The organism is Chitinophaga pinensis DSM 2588 (assembly GCF_000024005.1).
Taxonomy (GTDB): Bacteria; Bacteroidota; Bacteroidia; order Chitinophagales; family Chitinophagaceae; genus Chitinophaga; species Chitinophaga pinensis.
This window is the reverse complement of the sequence record NC_013132.1, coordinates 304,412-322,306: the sequence shown is the minus strand read 5'-3', so window position 1 is coordinate 322,306 and position 17,895 is coordinate 304,412. Positions and strand designations below refer to the sequence as shown.

Below are 17,895 nucleotides of genomic sequence, written 5' to 3'. Positions count from 1 at the left end.
AATAAAAATTAATTTTATGGACATGCATGTTGCAGGTGAACTGGTACTCCCGTAGCGTGTTATGTATAGGAAGCTGATTGATATGGATAAAACAATTATAAAAGATAAATGGATCCGCATTATTGGCGTGCCGACAATTGTCGTCCTGCTGATTTTGATGGATGATACAGGTCCGGATCACATCAGTACAGAAATGCTGCTTTTTAAGTTATTCCGGAATGCTTTTTTTGTACTCTGCTATTGGGAAAGCAACCGTATGTTGTTTACCTATATGCGGAACAGATATCCGGATCTGAGAGATACATCGAAGCGTATCCTGCATCATCTGTTACTATTTATCGTTTATATGCTATTTGCAGGGTTGATCTTTACTATGATCAATGTACGTCTTCCGCAGAACAGCCATGAAGATTTCTGGAGTGAGTATCTGGAAATTCTAAGGAAGAGCGCAGTATTGCTGGGTGTGGTCACCGTCATCTACGAATGTGTGTATTACTTCGGACTATATGAAAAAAGTCAGCTGGAGTCTGAACGTTTAAAAAAAGAAGCATTGATCTCTCAGGTAGAACTGCTGAGGAGTCAGATTAGCCCGCATTTTCTCTTTAACAGCCTGAATGCGCTTATCACTATGGTGCCCGAAGATCCACAGCTCTCTGTGCTTTTCATACAGAAGCTATCCAATGTGTACCGACATGTGCTTAGTTACAATGGCAGGGATGTGATCGATCTGCAAACTGAAAAGAACTTTCTGGATGATTATATTTTTCTGCACCAGATACGTTTTCATTCAAATCTTATCGTCAAATTCCAGCTTCCGGATAAGCTGGATCATCTGTCGCTGATACCATTTACTTTACAGATGCTGGTTGAAAATGCGATTAAGCATAATATCATATCTACTCGCAAACCCTTAACAATTCAGATTGCTGTAAATAAAAACTTTATTGTTGTCTCCAATAATCTTCAGAAAAAAACTTCTGGGGTGGAGTCAACCAACACCGGACTGAAAAACATCATCAACCGCTATGAGCTGCTTAACGGAAAGCAGGTTGATGTGACTGTCACGCCGACAGAATTCCGTGTATCACTTCCATTGATCGTTTCTAATGAAGGCCTATGAGAATATTGATAATTGAAGACGAGGCCCTGGCGGCAAAAAGACTAAAGACTGTGGTCCTTGAATATGATCCGGACATCCAGGTACTTGATGTCATAGACAGTGTTGAGGATGCTGTGTACTGGCTAGAGAATAATCAGCCGCCTGATCTCATTTTCATGGATATCATGTTGGCTGATGGCCAGTCCTTTGAGATATTTGAGCAGACGGATGTCCGCACCCCTGTGATCTTTACAACAGCCTTCGATGAATTTGCGATACGGGCATTCAAGGTCAATAGTATCGATTATTTATTGAAGCCAATTGAGCCTGAGTTGCTGAAAGCGGCTATGAAGAAATTCCGTTCGCTGTCGCCACGTACTGAGGATTTGAAGGCAGTGCTGGAGTCATTATTGATTAGTCCACTAAGAGACCGGGAGGTGCAGCCGGCTTATAAAACGCGCTTTCTGATCAAACAGGGGGATAAGTTTATTCCTCTTTCTGTTACTGATGTGGCATTTTTCAGTGTAGAGGACAAATTGTCCTTCCTCTATACAACAGAGGGTAAGAGATATATGCTGGATTATACATTTGATGAACTGGATAAAATGCTGGATCCACAGCTCTTTTTCCGTCTTAACAGGCAATATATCACAACTTTCGGAGCGGTGAAAACAGTACATAATTATTTTAATGGCAAGTTAAAGGTGTATGTTAAGCCTGAAGTGGCCGGAGGGATTGTCGTGAGTAAGAGTCGGGCAAATTCATTGAAGATGTGGCTTAACCGCTGATCAGTCTTGGGAAAGGGTAGATTGAGGTGAAGAAGGGCTGGACTTACAAGCCGGATATTTCCAATGGAGCACTGCTTTGTACTTCGGATGTGAGGGATCCCGAGCAAACGTTGGCTATGTTTTTTTGCAATACGGGAATAGACTGCATGACGGCCACCTCTCCTTCTTTCCGCTTTCCTTGTTCGGTAAGCATGAATCCCAGCTGAGGGCGAACTCCCGGGTGGTCGCCGGGACGACTGCGAAGATGATGAGAAGGAATAGGAGGACGCGCATGAGCAGGCTGTTTAAGGTTGCAATATACAGGTGCTAACAAGACGACGTAATAAAGTTGTTCTAAAGTTGGGTGTAATTAAATTGGATATATATATAATTTCTCTTTGTTGTGTTGCTTAAAACCAGTTCTCAGTCAATATTTGTTCCAGCTGCCGGATCTCATTGGAGTATATCGTTTTTTTCCGCTTGCCAAAATGCAGGATATTTTCCACATGGGGACTGCCCTCCCAGGCGAGTTTAACCGATTTAAGCGCAAGTTCTTTCTTTGCAAGAAAATCCGGTATTACCGCGAATCCTTTCCCTTTGCTGAGGCAACGGAGTATAGAAGAGTAATAAGGAACGATATAGTTGGGCTTAAGATCTGGCAAGCAATCAAAATTTGCCATCCAAAAATGCTCAAGGTATTCCATATCGGCTGCGGTGGTGTACCATATCTGCTCCTTCAACCATTCCCTGATCGCGGTTTTTTCGTTGGTCAGTAGCAGGGTATCAAATTGTTCGGTGTCTGTTTCACTGCCACAAATCAGAATGATACGCTCTTTTGTAAACGGAATATATTCCAGGTTTGTTTCACTCCCTTTTTTCGGCGTCAATACCAGGTCCAGCTTCCCTGTGTCAAGTTCCTGCAGAATCTGACGATATTCCCCAAACCGTAAGACGAGATTGAAAGGTAGCTGTGCGAGATGCTCTTCAAGCGTGTATTTGAAGATTTCAAAGCCCATACCTACACTGATCGTTGGCTTCTCCACACTGGAATTCCTGTGGAACGATTCTTCGGCGTCTTCTAATTTGTTGATAGGGTCTATGATACAATTGTACAGTATGATGCCCCGCTCAGTAGGGATCATCTTTTTTGTGACCCGTTCAAATAAGCGATATCCTGTATAAGCCTCCAGGGAATTGAGATGGACGCTTACGCCGGGTTGGGAAATGAACAGTGCTTGCGCTGCAGTAGATAGGTTGCCCGTCTCATAAACTGCTTTAAATGTTCTAAACCATTCCAAATTTAACATGGCTTAAGGTTTTTTTTAATTTACTAAGAGTGAGATATCACATAAGCCATTAAAATGCCATTTGTAGACAAATCTTATAAAGCTGAAACTTTAATATACAATATGTTGAAAATTAATTTTTTAAGCTGATTGCCCTGGCGGGTAGGACAATTGTAACGATGCCAGGTTCCGAAGATATCGGAGTTCATCGTTTTTTTACCTCCGATATTTTCGGAGTCTCACTACAGATCTTCCCGTCTGATTTTCAGCTTTGCCATTTTGGATTCCAGCGTGGTAGGTTTGATATTCATTAACTGAGCGGCGCCATTGGCGCCACGAACGCGGCCATCCGCCTGTTTGAGTACTGAAATGATATATTCCCGTTCTGTTTCAGCCTGGATGTTTTTCACATCTTCAAACGTTTTAATTGGTGTTGTGACAGGTATTGTGGCCTTCCCTGTAAGTGTTCGTTTCAGCTCTAATTTTGACTTGCCATCATTTAGAATGGCCGACTGTTCTATAACATTCTCCAGTTCCCGGATATTCCCCGGCCAGTCATAAGCAATCATTTCTTCCATCATGGAGGTGACAATGCCATGAAAGGGTTTATTAAATTCACTACAGAATTTTTCCGCAAAATAAATGGACAATTCTTTGATATCACTTCTACGTTCCCGCAATGACGGTAGTGTAATAGGGAAAACATTAATGCGGTAATATAGGTCAAGCCGGAAGTTTTCCGCAGCGACCTCTTTCTCAAGGTTACGGTTGGTAGCGGCTATTACGCGCACATTTACTTTTGTAAGTGAGTTGCCGCCAATACATTGAATTTCCTTTTCCTGTAAAAAGCGTAGAATTTTCACCTGCATCTCCGGAGACAATTCCCCGATCTCATCTAAGAAAATAGTTCCACCATCAGCTTGTTCGAACTTACCTTTTCTTTTCTCTATAGCACCGGTAAATGCGCCTTTTTCGTGACCGAATAATTCCGATTCTATAAGTGCAACCGGAATGGCTGCGCAGTTTACTGTGATAAAGGGTGCATTTTTTCTTGGCGACAATAAATGAATAGCCTGTGCCAGCTTTTCTTTCCCGGTGCCGCTTTCGCCAAGGATTAATACGGATGTATTATAAAACGCTACCTGTGCAGCAAGGTCCAGTGCTCCCAGCAACAAATGATGGTTGCCGATGATGCTCCGGAATTCGGGGTAATTCAGTGTGTTTCCCTGTAGTTTTCTTTCATAGTGAACAGGCGTATTTTTAGAAATGGCCAGATTTTCTCCGTAAATCATTTTTTCGGCTAATGTTGCCAGACCCGTTCTCAAATTGTCCAGTAAGGATATGTGAATATTCGTGTAAATATTCTTTTGGCGACTGTAAAAGAAGTAGTGAAAAGATTGTCCATTGCTCAGTACAACCGGAAATACGAGATAAGATTGAATATTAAACGTATCAATCAATGTTTTTTGCAGTGATGGTACATTCGGTTTTTCATTGACAGGGTCATTGTTATAAATGTTCGTATTTATATCCAGATGGCTGTTTGCCAGGATGACGGATAGCGCTGGCCTCTTCAGATTAGTGATTGTAAGCAGTTCTTTTTCACCAATAAACTGGTACTCGTCGAATCCAACACGCAGATATCCTTTGTCGTTGTACTGGCCTGTATTAAGCGGCCTTAGTCCGGATGTGATAAGATCGAACGGTACACAGGTTTGCATGATCTCCGCGATCTTCAGCAACTTTTGCTGGTTATCCGAATTTTCAGTAATTATTTCCGTTATCTGTTTCTGTACATGTATTTCCTGGTTGTTTTTTGTCTCGAGACTATGCGCATGGCGATACCAGGCAATATCGAGCATAATCAGCAGGTCTTTTTTTCTGTATGGCTTAACCAGAAACCCGTCAGGATAGGTCATCTTTGCCTCCTCTAATATTTTCTGGTTTGAATTGGCAGACAAATAGACAAATGCTATATGTTCGGATTTTAATTTCCTGGCAATATCGATACCGGAACGTTCTCCCTGTAAACGGATATCAAGCAATACAATATCAGGCTTGTCCCGCTGTAAATGCTCCTCTGCTTCCTGGGCAGAAGCAGCAATACCAATTACTTCATAGCCTGATCGCTCTAATACCTGCTTCAAATTACTGGCTACAATGAATTCGTCTTCTACTATCAGTACTTTTTTCGTCATAGCTGTAGCTGCTTAAAAATTAGCATATATTCTGAAATCATAAAATATAAAGTCATAGCATATCGCATCGCCTTAATGGATATCCATCAGGCCGGCCGGGTATAGGTAACTATTAAAATAATAGGACCAGTCATTACTGTGTTTATTTTCCGCCGGAAGGTTTATTGGCTACTTTACCAGACAAACTTATGCATTTCTTAATATTATCGCAATGAAAATTCGCAGAATATGGGAGATCGTCTTGGGATTTTTGCGTGTAAAAAATGAGCAGGCTGCTGTTTTAACCCAGTACCACGTAAAAACTTCTTATCAGGATCAGTTTTTAGCAATTTTGAGCCAATATACGCTTAGCGCCATCGAGGCAACCGGCAATGTAATGGCAGAAGCCTATTATGAGAGAGGAGATGGCTGTGTAATGTGGGTGATAGAACGATGGAGTTGTCGGACTTCTTATAGAGAAAATAAAAGAAGTGCCGCAGCGAAAGCTGTGGATGCACTAAGCAAAGTTGGAATAGCGGGACCAGTGAAAACTTTTTTCTTACAAGAGCTGGAAATATTTTCTAAAGACATTAACCGTGATGCGCTAACCATCTTATTATTTGTAGATGTAATACCTGGTACTGAAAAGCTTTTTAAATCCATCAACCATGATTTAATGCCTGTACTCAGGCAAACGCCAGGAGTCTTGTGGTTTCAATTAAGCCAGCTAATAAGCCACAAAACCAGGTTTGTAGTTTATAAGAAATTACGTAACTGGGACACCTTTCAATATCATTTAAAAGAGCCGGCACTGACGCCTTTAATGAAATTTCTGCAAACTTCTGTCGCAATACCTCCATTTGAAAACGGGTATCATCACCTTATTCAATTTGGACAACCTTAAGAACTGCGCATATTACTTTTTTAATAGTGACGATTACTACAGTGATTTTATAAATCAAGAGATAGAACTGAGCTTTGAGGGGCATACAGCAATCTATAAGAGTCGGCGTAAGCAACTTCAGGGAGACCTTAAACAGACACTAACAATTATTATTCTAAAACAAACACAATGGAAAACAAAACACATTATCGCTCAGCAAACATTAGTGGCGTAGATATCTTTTATAGGGAGGCGGGGCCTGCCAATGCACCGGTGTTACTGTTGTTGCATGGTTATCCAACCTCTTCGCATATGTATCGGAACCTGATCAATGATTTGTCTGATCAATATCATTTGATTGCCCCTGATTATCCGGGTTATGGAAGAAGTGAACAGCCGCCTATGGCCGATTTTGAGTATAGTTTTGCAAACTATGCCAGGATAATGGAAGCATTGCTGAAACATCTGAATGTTGAAAAGTTCAGCCTTTATCTGATGGATTATGGCGCTCCCGTTGGCTGGACGCTCGCCTCAAAATATCCGGATAGGATAGAGACTATCATCGTACAGAACGGCTGTTGCTATGAAGAAGGATTAGAAACCTTCTGGGATCCTATTAAGGCACTCTGGAAAGACAGGAATGATAAGGATGCTATTAAGGCATGTCAGGCATTCCATAGCCCCGATGGTTTGAAATGGCAATACACACATCATGTTCCGGATGAAAGCGCTATATCTCCTGATAACTGGGAAATTGATCTCAGGCACCTGCAGCGCCCTGAAAATGATGATATCCAGATTGCATTGTTTTACGATTATCGCAACAATGTAAAGCAGTATCCTAAATGGCAGGAATACTTACGTACCAGCAATCCGGAAATGTTAATAGTATATGGAAAGGACGATTATATTTTCCCTGGTGTTGGTGCAGAAGCATTTAAAAAAGATGTGAAGAATCTTGAGTTTCATCTTTATCCAACAGGGCATTTTGCACTTGAAAGCTTTGGTGATGAAATTACCGCTACCATACGGGACTTTTTAGGCAGGAAATTGAGTGGCCGTAAGGTACAGAGCGCATTAACCGAATCAGTATAAGGCGTTGGTTGTGGATACAGAAGCCCCGGATGTGAAAAAGGTCTTGTGAGCAGAAAGGGGCTTTGATGTATCCTTTTGTAATAACAATATTCTACATTAAATCTGTTTTTATGAGTGCTATACCCAACACGAACCCAGGAGAAATAAAACCACAAACCCTTAGCGCCGAATCACAGGAAAAGCACAAGCAAACACCGGACATCATTGTTATACCAGATGAATGTGGTGATTCATTATGGGATGAGGTATTGGCGCAATATCCGGATCTGACAACAATCATTAATAAGACAGCAGTTCCGGAATCTGGTCAGGTTCCCTCCTCTTCAGAAACAAAGAATAACCAAATCACACAATAGCCATGAATTATTCATCACTGGCATTTACAGATGCGGTCAGAGATATGCAGGAAAAATTGGGTAGCCGTAAAAGCTATGCCCGTCTGGAGAATAGAAACTATGTAGATGGTCTGACAGAGAATGAAATGGCATTTATTTCAGACCGGGATAGCTTTTATATGGCTACCATCGGGGAGAATGGATATCCTTATATACAACATCGGGGTGGTCCCAAAGGATTTGTCAAGGTGTTGAATGCAACACAGATGGGCATTATTGACTATAAAGGAAACGCCCAGTATATCACGGTTGGCAATATTACCGACAACAATCATGTATCAGTGATCATGGTGGATTATCCAACGAGAACAAGACTGAAATTGTATGCCAGTGCCAGGATTGTAGAACTGGAGGATGACCCCGTGCTGTATGAACAACTTCGTACTGATGGTTATCAGTTTCGCCCGGAAAGGATGATGTTGTTTGATATAGACGCCTACGACTGGAATTGTCCGCAACACATCACGCCCCGGTATTCCCTTGAGGAGATCAATAAAGCTTTTGCATCACAACGCCAATACATTTTGCAATTAGAAACCGAACTGAAGAAACTGAAGGAAAGACCAGTGGCTGACGAGTAATATAAAAATTTCAAAGGATGAAAATTAGCCGCGTATTAAAACAAGACACCCCGGTTGCTGAGCCGGCGGCATTTCAGATCTATTCTATCCAATCACTTCAGGCTGGTATTAAAAAAGGGGAAACACCTTTTTTTTGCGTGGATATGTTCCTGATGATCTGGATACTGGAAGGCAGTGTGAAAATAGGAGTTGATACAGACGCCTTTCATGTAAGTGAAAACGTGTTTTTTTATGTGACACCCGGACAGGTATTCACAATGGAGATTGATGAAGCTGCAAAAGGGTATGCCATCTCTTTTGCTAAAGAGTATATTGAGTTAACTGATATCAGAGTAGCAGGATTATTTCGCACTTCATTTTTCAATCAGTTCAACTCCATACCTATCATCTATATATGGGGCGACTCAATTGTCGCAATGGAATCCTTCGCTGACAAAATGATACAGGAGTATAATAATACGCTGGATCTGCGCTCAGACATCCTGAAGGGCTACCTGAAGATATTTATGATCTATTTATGCCGGCAGATAAAGCAGAACATCCAGGATATCCAGGACATTTACTGGTCCCGGAAAAATCACCTGGTCAAGCTGTTTTTTACACAAGTCGAAAAGTACTACGCTTCCAAAAAGATGGTAAAAGAGTATGCGGAAATCCTGGCGGTATCCCCCGGCTACCTGAATGGTGTCGTGAAGGAGATGTCGGGACGCACAGCCAGCCATCATATTCAACAGCGTATTGTTCTCGAAGCGAAAAGAAGAGTGCTTCACGATGGCTTCAGTCTGAAAGAGACAGCGTATGATCTGGGATTTTGGGACCCTGCTCATTTTAGCAAGTATTTTAAGAACTGCTCCGGCATAAACTTTACCGATTTCAAAAAAGGTGTTTCGATATAAACGAAGCACCAATTGTTTTATTCACGAAAATATATTTTATGAAAATAGCCTGGCTTTTTGTGGTCTTTTTATGCGGTGCGATATTGCCTTTACAGGGAGGACTTAATGCAAAACTGTCTAGATCAATAAGTAGTCCCATTTATGCTTCCATGATCTGTTTTATCGTTGGAGCGCTCGCGATGGCCGTTTATGTTCCCTTTACAAAAGAAACATTTTCCTGGCAACTGCTAAAGGGAAGTGATATTAAGGCTGTGTTAGGTGGTGGTTTAATTGGTGCTGTGTTCATTACAGCAAGTATGATGGCGCTGCCAAGGTTAGGCATGGCACTTACCTTTGGACTTATTGTAGCCGGCCAGGTGATCATTTCAGTATTACTTGATCACTTTAATATCCTGGTTGCGGAGCAGCATCCTGTTAATATCTGGCGGGGCCTCGGTATGCTGTTGATCATTGCGGGAGTGGCTGTAGTAGAGAAATTTTAGAAAGTAATCACGCTTAACAGAAAGCCTTCAGTACGAATAGTCTGAAGGCTTTCTGTTTTTATACTGGAGCCCGGTTCAGGCTTCTCGTTGTGACATGGTTATTTTTTTAGTTTGCCGAGCTATTATTTACCTCTTTTATGAATCGTATGATCCCGTTCATATAAAATGGTTGCTGGTCGTACATACTCAGGTGACTGCCATTGGCGCAGTACAAAAACTGCCCATGGGGTACCTGCTGGCTCATCCATTTAATATGTTCAGGGTCCATTTCATCATATCCGGCGCCGATAAATAATGCAGGTACGGCAATTTCTTTCAACCTGGCGCTTATATCCCAGGTTTGTAAACTGCCAATGATGCCAAGTTCACTAGGTCCTTGTAATGTCAGATAATAAGGGGTATTCACTTTACTAAACGCTCTGTTAAGTGGTTCTGGCCATTGGTCCAATGGCAGCCGGCAAATAAAGCGGGCATAGAAATGCCTGGTTACAAGTTCGGAATATTTGGGGTTGCTATAATCGTTCCTGGCTGACAAATCATTTATAGTGTCCAGTATGGCGGGTGGCAACTGTTTTACCAGTACCTGCTGGACATAGCGGTTGAATTCTTTGCCGCTTGCTACCATGTTAGAGACGATCAGGGCCTTCAGGTTGTTCTGGTATTTGATTGCATATTCCATACCCAGTGCGCCTCCCCAGGAGTGTCCGAACAGGTAAAAATTGGAGCTGTCAAGTTTTAATGCCTGGCGTACCTGCTCCACTTCATCCACAGCGCTTGCTACGTTGTAACGGCTGCTGTCACCTGGTTTATCACTGTTACCATTACCAAGTTCATCGTAGTAATAAAATTCTATTCCTTCTCCGGGGAAGTAACTTTCAAACGCTTCCAGGTAGTCGTGAGGGAAGCCTGGTCCCCCGGCTAACAGCAGCACCTTCACTTTGGGATTATTGCCAATGCGCTTTGTCCACACGTTGAAAACGCCTTTAGGTGTCTTTATGGGTATCATCTTAACGCCTCCTGTCTGCAGGGTCGTTGTGTCTGTAATAAGGTATCTGGCCTTATCGTCTTTTTGTGCTGGCACGGAACAGTTAGCAAGCAGCATCAGCGATAATATGGATGCGACTAATGCGAACGGTTTTTTTAAATACATCATCTTGTTGTTTTGATATTAAAGGTGGTTTTTCATTTTTTTAATTGAGATGCAAAATTCTGTAATGAAAACTAAATCGTTATTACCCTAGGGTAATAAATAGTGTTAACCGTCTTAATCACGGCTGAGTCGCTTTCTGATACGGCTGAATGATTGCGGTGTTACATTCAGATAAGTGGCGACCAGGTAATTCGAAAACATATTTAACAGGTAAGGTTCTTCCTGAAGAAATTTCTTGTAACGATCAGGCGCAGGCAAAGTAAGTAAGGTGTTAATACGGTCATAGACCTGTATGAAAGCCTTTTCTGTCAGCAGACGTAGCCAGCGTTCAATAGCGGGTGATTCGCTAATCAGCGTTTCTAATGCGTCTGCAGAAAATCGAATCGCAGTTATAGGAACCAGGGTATCAATGGTGAGCGTAGATGGTTCGCGGGAAAGAAAACTTCTGTAGTCTACGGCAAAAACGTTCTTTGCACTGCTTTCCGCACTGTTGAAGTGAAAAAACCAGGTAATTGTTTTTCCTTTAAAATCGGTAAAGTAGGAAACACATTTTCCTTCAATGATAAAGTAGATATATTGACAGATATGACCAGTTTCCAGCAGTCTCTTTCCTTCTCCATATTTCACTAATCTACAGTTTTCTTCTACCAGTTTTTTTGTTGCATCGTCAAGCACAATATCTTTTGACAGGTACTCCAGGAAGGGAGTACAAGATATTGGCGGATGAATATCATTGCCTGAGAGAAGAGTCGTCTTTTTTTTCATCACCGTGCAAAATAGATTGTTAACTGCTTTTTAGTACAAATGAATATGATTGAAAAGAAAGTAGCTATTAAAATTATAGGGGTTGCTATTACTCAGGTTATTTCTCCAATTAGCTACTTCTTTTCAAATTTGACTGATCAATCTGGTCATCCCTAATTATCACTTTAAATTTTATATTATGAAAAAGGATTTTGTGGTCGTGATGGCCAGCGTAGCGGGCGCACTGCTCGTACTTGTATCATTGTTCTCCTTTATAGCTACTCCTGAGGAGCGTAAGCCCGCCAAAGAAGATGATAAACCAACCATTGTGCTTGTGCATGGCGCCTTTGCTGATGGGTCTTCCTGGAACAAGGTAATACCGGCGTTACAGAAGGAAGGATACCATACTATTGCTGTACAGAACCCGTTGACTTCCCTGAGTGATGATGTGGCATTTGTAGAACGGGCTATCGCAGAAGCAAAAGGAAAGGTGATACTGGTAGGACATTCCTGGGGTGGTGTTGTTATTACCCAGGCCGGGAACAACGAAAAAGTTCAGTCGCTTGTTTATATCGCCGCTTATGCACCGGATGAAGGACAAAGCATTGAAAGTATTAGCAAGGATGCATATGAGGTAAGAAAGTTGCCTAATGTACAGGGGCTTGCAGATCCTGTTGTTAGCAGTGATGGTTATATCCGACTGAAGGAAGAAACGGTAGTAAATCATTTTGCACAGGACCTGCCGGCAGACGACGCGAAGATCATTGCAGCTGGACAAGGCCGCTTTCATTTTAGTACAATAACAGCTAAAGTAGGAAAACCAGCCTGGAAGAATAAACCTAGTTTTTATGTCGTATCGGACAACGATCATATGATTTCACCGGTACTGGAAAGCGAAATGGCGAAAAATATTCACGCAACTACCTATCACTTGCCTGCAAGCCATGTGGCGATGTTATCACAACCAGCCGCTGTGGTAAAAGTTATCCTCGCCGCAGCGGGTAAAAAATAGACAGCTCGTAACAATTATTCTTATGGCTTAATGCTTTTTATGAAAGATCCAATATTTTATAGAACTGTCGACATAGATGGGCTAAATATTTTTTATCGCGAATCAGGTGCACCGTCACGTCCGGTCCTGTTGTTACTACATGGTTTTCCCTCTTCTTCACATATGTTCCGGGATCTTATTGCTGATTTATCGGGTACATATCATATTGTTGCGCCTGATTATCCCGGATTCGGTCAAAGCAGTGCCCCGGATGTAAAACAGTTTTCGTATACATTTGATAACCTGTCTGTAGTCATTGAACGTTTTATTGACCGTCTGCAACTTCGGAACATAAGCATGTATATTCAGGATTATGGGGGGCCTATAGGACTAAGGATCGCCAGCCGACGTCCTGAATTGATCCGTTCATTGATCATACAAAATGCAAATGCTTATAACGAAGGTTTAGGCGATGCACTGGAGCCATTGGTAGCCTATATCCGGGATCCGGGCGCTGCCCAGGAAAAAGAAGCCCGTTTTTTTCTGACATCAGCGGCTACAAAATGGATGTATCTGAATGGCGCTACCGATAAAACCCGGATAAGTCCGGATAGCTATATAATCGATCAATACTATCTTGACCGGCCAGGAAACGATGAAATACAGCTTGCTCTTTTCCGGGATTATGGCAGTAATATTGCCCTGTATGATGAATGGCATAGGTATTTTAAGGAACATCAGCCTGATACAATGGTTGTATGGGGTAAAAACGATGCGATGTTTATAGCGCCTGGTGGAAATGCATACCGGAAAGATCTGCCCAATGCAGCAATCATACAGATCGATGGGGGGCATTTTTTGCTTGAGGAGCACCACGAACAAGTTGCGGGTTTAATAAAAGGATTCATTTAATAAGTATAAGTGAACGGCGAGGCAACTAAACCAATTGTCACTTCGCCGTTCACTGTTTTTCAATATCTTTAAGGCTTATTGTGAGACGCTAATTTTTTGGTGTCTTCAATTGAACGGCTGAATGCAGCTGCGGCCTGCTCTTCATTAACATCTGGATCATAGCCTACAAACTTATGTCGAATGACCATATTCCGGTCAATCACAAATCGTGTAGGAATGCCTATAGTTCCAAATTGAGTGTAATATTTATTTTGAAGACTATCTTTCCCTTTTTCATCAAACACAACATGGAAGTTGTAATTATTCTTTACCATGTCTTTTTGTACGAGCTCTTTATATTGATCTGATTTCTCTCGTGTGTCCACAAAAAGGAAGGCTACAGTTGTGTCATTTGCATATTGTTTTACTACTTTATTAATCATGGGGAAATCTTTATGGCAGTAGTAGCACCACGTTGACCAAAAATATACTACCAGCACTTTATTTTTAAAGTCAGAAAGACTTACAGTTTTTCCGTTTGTATCTAACATGCTGAATCGGGGCGCAGGGATGTCTAATAGCGTGTCAATGGGTGGTTGCGTTGGGCCGATGCCTGAATATCCTTGCAGGCTGGCGGCGATGCAAAAGAACAAAAGGTAAAAGAAGTGTTTCTTCATGATTGATTTTATTTGATAGCAAAAATATCAGGTGGAATATGGTTGAATGTTAAAAAGGAACACTTTTCTGTTAACTAATGTTAAGTCAAATATCAGTGAGCGCTTTATGCTGTAATTTTAGCCGGCATTATGAAAAGAAGATTGAGGTTTACACGCTTAGTTGCAATATGCACGGTATCGCTGATCATATTGTTTCAGATCTATTGGGTGTATAATAACTTTAAAGTCAGTCAGCATAATTTTATAACTTCAGCCAGGTATGCATTGCAGAAAAGTATCAGTGCTTATCAGCTCCGGCAGAGTGAATTGCCTACTTCTCTGAAGTACAAAGACCCCACGCTTACATTTTTTCTGAGAACAATTCCTAACCGGGATTCCATTGCTTTTGATACACCGGCAGTCATCAAACCCTTTCATGCCGAATTTTTAACAGTGAAAATTGACGAGTATAATATATCGGAAGTGAATGCTATCATGGGAAGATTGATATCACAGCAGTTCCGTAGGCCGATAAATCTCGATTCTCTGGGCGTGCTATATAAGCAGGAGCTAAGTAGGGAGAATATTGCAGTTTCATTTAAACTTATGTTATTAGATAGTACAACAGTGCTTTCACAAGATGAAATTTCAGTTCCGATAAAATTTCATAGATCTCCTGTTGTTATTGTAAAGGCTATTCCTGAACATTTATCAGCTATGTTATGGAAGCAAAATATTCTTCCGGCTGTCATCTCTCTTGTACTGATACTGTTATCTGCGGGAAGTCTCTTTTTTATGGGAAGCATGATGTTGCGTCAGATGCGGCTCAATAACTTTAAGGACGACTTCATTAATAATATTACACATGAGTTGAGAACTCCGCTGACCATCCTGAAATCATCAATAGATGCTTTAAAGAGCTTTGGTGCTTCGTCAGATCCCGATAGGCTTGAAAGGTATCTGAGTATTAATTTGAACATAATTAAAAAGCTGGATAAAGACATAGACCGAATTTTAGAGATAAGCAAGTATGAACACGGCATCTTGTACACACAGCTCACGACGGTTAATTTAAGGGAGCTCGCTGTAGAGGTAGCTGGCCGTTTTGACTTACATGCACCGGATACGATCGTTATCTTCAATCCTTTGCATAATGATGTGGTCAGTACAGACCGTTTTATTATAGATACAATTTTGAGTAACCTGATAGATAATGCCATTAAATATTCACAAGGGAATGTTTGCATAAATATTAGCTTTCCTCCTATCGCTAATGGCTGGAAATTGCAGATACAGGATAACGGGAAAGGAATTGATCCGTTTCATTTACCTTTTATATTCGACAAGTTTTACCGCGTACATTCACAAAATGTGCATGAAGTCAAAGGTTATGGTCTGGGATTGAGCTATGTCAAGCTATTGGTCACAGCGTTAAATGGACAGATTTTCGTCACGAGTCAGATTAATAAAGGAACAATTTTTACTATTCAGTTTCATAATGAATAAGATTAGTGTATTGCTTGTAGAAGATGAGCCTGTATTGGCTGCTATCATAAAAGAATCGCTTGAAACCCGCGATTTCACGGTGCATATTGCTGGTAATGGTAACAATGGCTGGTCCACATTTAAAAAGGTGAGGCCAGATATTTGTATTGTTGATGTTATGTTGCCTGGAAAAGATGGGTTCTCACTAGTTGCAGACATTCGAACAGTAGACGAGAAAGTACCGATTATTTTTCTTACTGCCAGAAAGCAGCCGGAAGATGTTATCCATGGTCTTGAAATAGGGGCAGATGATTACATGAAGAAGCCTTTTTCAATGGAAGAATTAGTATTACGGCTAATGGTCATGGTAAGACGGCAGCAGCAGCTTTCAGTCAGGAGTAATTCATCCGGCGTAGTGAGGATCGGCAGTTTTACGTTTAATATTCAAAAACTGGAATTATCGGCTGATGGACAGATGGTGATCCAGCTATCACAGCGTGAAGCGGACTTATTGAGATTATTAATAGAAGTGAAAAACGAATTACTGGATAGAAAAACAGCGCTTCTCAAGCTATGGGGCGAGGATGATCCATTTGCGGCGCGGAGCATGGATGTGTATATTACCCGGCTCCGGAAATATTTTCGTGAAGATGACTCCATCGAAATCATCAACATCAGGGGAAAGGGGTATAGTCTGATTGAATATGCTTAGTTGAAAGAAATCAGCTGCAAAAAAGAACAGGGAAGCCATCTCAATATCATTGAGACGGCTTCCCTTCTTCCATGAATCTCCACCTGCTCATGCTTCTTATCGTAAAGATCTGAAGGCAGCTCTAAGTTCTTCCGTAAAGATTTGTGGCTGTTCCCATGCTGCAAAGTGACCACCTTTAGGTGCTTTATGATAGTAATACAATGATGGATATGCTTTCCTGGACCAGCTTTCAGGAGCCTCATAAATTTCATGTGGAAAAACAGAAATGGCAACAGGAACTTTTATGTCCTTTGTTTTCTGATGATCGGAACTGAAATTATTGTTATGGTTTTCCCAATAGAACCGGGAAGAGGAGGCGCCTGTATTGGTCAGCCAATAGAGTGTAATATCATCGAGGATGGCGTCTCTGCTTATTACCTTTTCAGGTTTTAAGTCGCTATCTGTCCATTCTGCAATTTTTTCGTAGAGGAATGCTGCCAATGCACTTGGAGAATCGGAAAGCAGGTAGCCGGTAGTCTGTGGACGTGTTACCATCATTCCTCCATAAGCTGCGTTTCTTCCAAAGAAAGTACTTAAAGCATTATATGCCTTTGTTTCGTCTGCAGAAAGTCCTGATGGGGCAGGATCTCCTGCATTAATTGGTTTTACAAGTTCAGCGGGAATTGTGGCCGGCATCGTAAGATGTATACCTAAAAGTCCGGATGGTGCTTGTCTTGCCAGGGCATCGGAGATCACTGAACCATGGTCGCCACCTTCGGAAACATATTTTTTGTAACCAAGACGTTTTACCAGAACGTCCCATGCTTTGGCGACTCGATCGGGATTCCAGCCTGTTTCTTTGGGTATTTCTGAGAAACCATATCCGGGGATTGCAGGTATTATTACATCAAATGCATCTTCTGCTTTACCGCCATATTTTACGGGATCAGTTAAGGGGCCTATGGCATCAATGAACTCCAGCGGAGAACCTGGCCAGCCGTGGGTAAGAATGACAGGCAGTGCATTAGGTTCTTTTGAGCGTACATGGATGAACTGGATATCCAAACCATCAATGTTTGTCACAAACTGAGGAAGGGCATTTAACTTGTTTTCCAGTTTTCTCCAGTCATAGCCATTTCCCCAGTAGTCTACGAGTTCTTTTAATTGTGCCAGTTGGATACCCTGAGATTCATCGTTGACAGTTTCCTTATCCGGGAAGTTGGTTTCAGCGATACGTCTTTTCAGTCCATCGAGTTTCGCCTGGGGGATGTTGATCCTGAAAGGCCTGATACTGATATCGGAGGCTACTGTTGCCGTTTTTGCTCCGGTCGTCTGTGCTATACCAATTGCAGGAATACCTACGGATAAGGTTGCTGCCACAAGGATATTAGAAATTTTTATTCTCATTGCTTTTTAATTTAGATGTTAAGATTGGGTTGCTATTGTTGCAGCAAAATTATACACGGAGAAGCGCCAGGTAAATAAGCAATCTGTCCAAGTGGACGTATTGATTGGCGAGCTGGATATTATAGGGCGTGAACAAGAAACCCAAAATGAAAAATCAGAATAAAAAGCAAAAAAGAGATAGCCAGCGGATTAATTTGAGGCTAAAAGAATAAAAGATGG

The 17,895-nt window shown here is 41.6% G+C and carries 18 protein-coding genes; 12 read left to right on the top strand and 6 right to left on the bottom strand.

The genetic code is table 11. The features are described from left to right. Positions 1-82: 82 nt before the first annotated feature. Positions 83-1,120 (top strand): sensor histidine kinase, encoded by a 1,038-nt coding sequence (locus CPIN_RS01340; protein ID WP_044217599.1) that lies wholly within the window; start codon positions 83-85, stop codon positions 1,118-1,120. Then, on the top strand, positions 1,117-1,887 hold the full coding sequence (locus CPIN_RS01335; RefSeq protein WP_012787947.1) for a LytR/AlgR family response regulator transcription factor: 771 nt from the start codon (positions 1,117-1,119) through the stop codon (positions 1,885-1,887). Before CPIN_RS01340 ends, CPIN_RS01335 begins: the two co-directional genes overlap by 4 nt. A gap of 389 nt (positions 1,888-2,276) precedes the next feature. Here the strand turns inward: CPIN_RS01335 and CPIN_RS01330 are convergent, their stop codons facing one another. Beyond that, a complete protein-coding gene (locus CPIN_RS01330) occupies positions 2,277-3,173 on the bottom strand; it encodes a LysR family transcriptional regulator (protein ID WP_012787946.1) in 897 nt (298 codons plus the stop codon). 221 nt (positions 3,174-3,394) lie between these two features. After that, positions 3,395-5,350, bottom strand: coding sequence for a sigma 54-interacting response regulator (locus tag CPIN_RS01325; protein ID WP_012787944.1), 1,956 nt, complete (start codon positions 5,348-5,350; stop codon positions 3,395-3,397). A gap of 211 nt (positions 5,351-5,561) precedes the next feature. On the opposite strand from CPIN_RS01325, the gene CPIN_RS01320 reads away from it, so the two are divergent. The 6 genes from CPIN_RS01320 (at position 5,562) to CPIN_RS01295 (ending at position 9,661) form a co-directional block, all read left to right on the top strand. Beyond that, the gene (locus CPIN_RS01320; protein ID WP_012787943.1) at positions 5,562-6,233 is read left to right on the top strand and encodes a putative quinol monooxygenase; all 672 of its coding nucleotides are present in this window, start codon (positions 5,562-5,564) and stop codon (positions 6,231-6,233) included. A gap of 168 nt (positions 6,234-6,401) precedes the next feature. Next, entirely contained in the window at positions 6,402-7,307 is a 906-nt protein-coding gene (locus tag CPIN_RS01315; protein ID WP_012787942.1) for an alpha/beta fold hydrolase, read from the top strand. Positions 7,308-7,417: 110 nt separating this feature from the next. Beyond that, the gene (locus CPIN_RS01310; protein ID WP_012787941.1) at positions 7,418-7,663 is read left to right on the top strand and encodes a hypothetical protein; all 246 of its coding nucleotides are present in this window, start codon (positions 7,418-7,420) and stop codon (positions 7,661-7,663) included. A gap of 2 nt (positions 7,664-7,665) precedes the next feature. Then, the gene (locus CPIN_RS01305) at positions 7,666-8,283 is read left to right on the top strand and encodes a pyridoxamine 5'-phosphate oxidase family protein (RefSeq protein WP_012787940.1); all 618 of its coding nucleotides are present in this window, start codon (positions 7,666-7,668) and stop codon (positions 8,281-8,283) included. A 17-nt stretch (positions 8,284-8,300) separates the two neighbouring features. Beyond that, positions 8,301-9,179, top strand: coding sequence for a helix-turn-helix domain-containing protein (locus CPIN_RS01300; protein WP_012787939.1), 879 nt, complete (start codon positions 8,301-8,303; stop codon positions 9,177-9,179). Positions 9,180-9,217: 38 nt separating this feature from the next. After that, on the top strand, positions 9,218-9,661 hold the full coding sequence (locus tag CPIN_RS01295) for a DMT family transporter (protein WP_012787938.1): 444 nt from the start codon (positions 9,218-9,220) through the stop codon (positions 9,659-9,661). 106 nt (positions 9,662-9,767) lie between these two features. Here CPIN_RS01295 and CPIN_RS01290 read toward each other — a convergent pair whose 3' ends face one another. Further along, positions 9,768-10,814, bottom strand: a complete 1,047-nt coding sequence (locus tag CPIN_RS01290) for a proline iminopeptidase-family hydrolase (RefSeq protein WP_012787937.1) — start codon at positions 10,812-10,814, stop codon at positions 9,768-9,770. A gap of 111 nt (positions 10,815-10,925) precedes the next feature. Then, complete coding sequence (locus tag CPIN_RS01285) at positions 10,926-11,576, bottom strand: Crp/Fnr family transcriptional regulator (protein ID WP_012787936.1); 651 nt, start codon at positions 11,574-11,576, stop codon at positions 10,926-10,928. Between the two features lie 178 nt (positions 11,577-11,754). On the opposite strand from CPIN_RS01285, the gene CPIN_RS01280 reads away from it, so the two are divergent. Both CPIN_RS01280 and CPIN_RS01275 read left to right on the top strand, forming a co-directional pair. Then, entirely contained in the window at positions 11,755-12,567 is an 813-nt protein-coding gene (locus tag CPIN_RS01280; RefSeq protein ID WP_012787935.1) for an alpha/beta fold hydrolase, read from the top strand. A gap of 39 nt (positions 12,568-12,606) precedes the next feature. Then, positions 12,607-13,458 carry an alpha/beta fold hydrolase gene (locus tag CPIN_RS01275; RefSeq protein ID WP_012787934.1) on the top strand — a complete coding sequence of 284 codons (852 nt, stop codon included), beginning with the start codon at positions 12,607-12,609 and terminating at the stop codon, positions 13,456-13,458. Positions 13,459-13,526: 68 nt separating this feature from the next. Here the strand turns inward: CPIN_RS01275 and CPIN_RS36225 are convergent, their stop codons facing one another. Beyond that, a complete protein-coding gene (locus CPIN_RS36225; RefSeq protein ID WP_012787933.1) occupies positions 13,527-14,114 on the bottom strand; it encodes a TlpA family protein disulfide reductase in 588 nt (195 codons plus the stop codon). A 129-nt stretch (positions 14,115-14,243) separates the two neighbouring features. On the opposite strand from CPIN_RS36225, the gene CPIN_RS01265 reads away from it, so the two are divergent. Both CPIN_RS01265 and CPIN_RS01260 read left to right on the top strand, forming a co-directional pair. After that, positions 14,244-15,599: a sensor histidine kinase gene (locus tag CPIN_RS01265; protein ID WP_012787932.1), complete on the top strand. Its 1,356-nt coding sequence runs from the start codon at positions 14,244-14,246 to the stop codon at positions 15,597-15,599. Then, positions 15,592-16,290 carry a response regulator transcription factor gene (locus CPIN_RS01260; RefSeq protein WP_012787931.1) on the top strand — a complete coding sequence of 233 codons (699 nt, stop codon included), beginning with the start codon at positions 15,592-15,594 and terminating at the stop codon, positions 16,288-16,290. Before CPIN_RS01265 ends, CPIN_RS01260 begins: the two co-directional genes overlap by 8 nt. A 96-nt stretch (positions 16,291-16,386) precedes the next feature. Here the strand turns inward: CPIN_RS01260 and CPIN_RS01255 are convergent, their stop codons facing one another. Then, positions 16,387-17,676 (bottom strand): epoxide hydrolase family protein, encoded by a 1,290-nt coding sequence (locus tag CPIN_RS01255; RefSeq protein WP_012787930.1) that lies wholly within the window; start codon positions 17,674-17,676, stop codon positions 16,387-16,389. Between the last annotated feature and the right edge of the window lie 219 nt (positions 17,677-17,895).

What these genes read in the sequence shown, in the direction of transcription:
- CPIN_RS01340 (WP_044217599.1), top strand. Translation starts at nt 83, where the DNA reads ATGGATAAAACAATTATAAAAGATAAATGGATCCGCATTATTGGCGTG.
- CPIN_RS01335 (WP_012787947.1), top strand. Translation starts at nt 1,117, where the DNA reads ATGAGAATATTGATAATTGAAGACGAGGCCCTGGCGGCAAAAAGACTA.
- CPIN_RS01330 (WP_012787946.1), bottom strand. Translation starts at nt 3,173, where the DNA reads ATGTTAAATTTGGAATGGTTTAGAACATTTAAAGCAGTTTATGAGACG.
- CPIN_RS01325 (WP_012787944.1), bottom strand. Translation starts at nt 5,350, where the DNA reads ATGACGAAAAAAGTACTGATAGTAGAAGACGAATTCATTGTAGCCAGT.
- CPIN_RS01320 (WP_012787943.1), top strand. Translation starts at nt 5,562, where the DNA reads ATGAAAATTCGCAGAATATGGGAGATCGTCTTGGGATTTTTGCGTGTA.
- CPIN_RS01315 (WP_012787942.1), top strand. Translation starts at nt 6,402, where the DNA reads ATGGAAAACAAAACACATTATCGCTCAGCAAACATTAGTGGCGTAGAT.
- CPIN_RS01310 (WP_012787941.1), top strand. Translation starts at nt 7,418, where the DNA reads ATGAGTGCTATACCCAACACGAACCCAGGAGAAATAAAACCACAAACC.
- CPIN_RS01305 (WP_012787940.1), top strand. Translation starts at nt 7,666, where the DNA reads ATGAATTATTCATCACTGGCATTTACAGATGCGGTCAGAGATATGCAG.
- CPIN_RS01300 (WP_012787939.1), top strand. Translation starts at nt 8,301, where the DNA reads ATGAAAATTAGCCGCGTATTAAAACAAGACACCCCGGTTGCTGAGCCG.
- CPIN_RS01295 (WP_012787938.1), top strand. Translation starts at nt 9,218, where the DNA reads ATGAAAATAGCCTGGCTTTTTGTGGTCTTTTTATGCGGTGCGATATTG.
- CPIN_RS01290 (WP_012787937.1), bottom strand. Translation starts at nt 10,814, where the DNA reads ATGATGTATTTAAAAAAACCGTTCGCATTAGTCGCATCCATATTATCG.
- CPIN_RS01285 (WP_012787936.1), bottom strand. Translation starts at nt 11,576, where the DNA reads ATGAAAAAAAAGACGACTCTTCTCTCAGGCAATGATATTCATCCGCCA.
- CPIN_RS01280 (WP_012787935.1), top strand. Translation starts at nt 11,755, where the DNA reads ATGAAAAAGGATTTTGTGGTCGTGATGGCCAGCGTAGCGGGCGCACTG.
- CPIN_RS01275 (WP_012787934.1), top strand. Translation starts at nt 12,607, where the DNA reads ATGAAAGATCCAATATTTTATAGAACTGTCGACATAGATGGGCTAAAT.
- CPIN_RS36225 (WP_012787933.1), bottom strand. Translation starts at nt 14,114, where the DNA reads ATGAAGAAACACTTCTTTTACCTTTTGTTCTTTTGCATCGCCGCCAGC.
- CPIN_RS01265 (WP_012787932.1), top strand. Translation starts at nt 14,244, where the DNA reads ATGAAAAGAAGATTGAGGTTTACACGCTTAGTTGCAATATGCACGGTA.
- CPIN_RS01260 (WP_012787931.1), top strand. Translation starts at nt 15,592, where the DNA reads ATGAATAAGATTAGTGTATTGCTTGTAGAAGATGAGCCTGTATTGGCT.
- CPIN_RS01255 (WP_012787930.1), bottom strand. Translation starts at nt 17,676, where the DNA reads ATGAGAATAAAAATTTCTAATATCCTTGTGGCAGCAACCTTATCCGTA.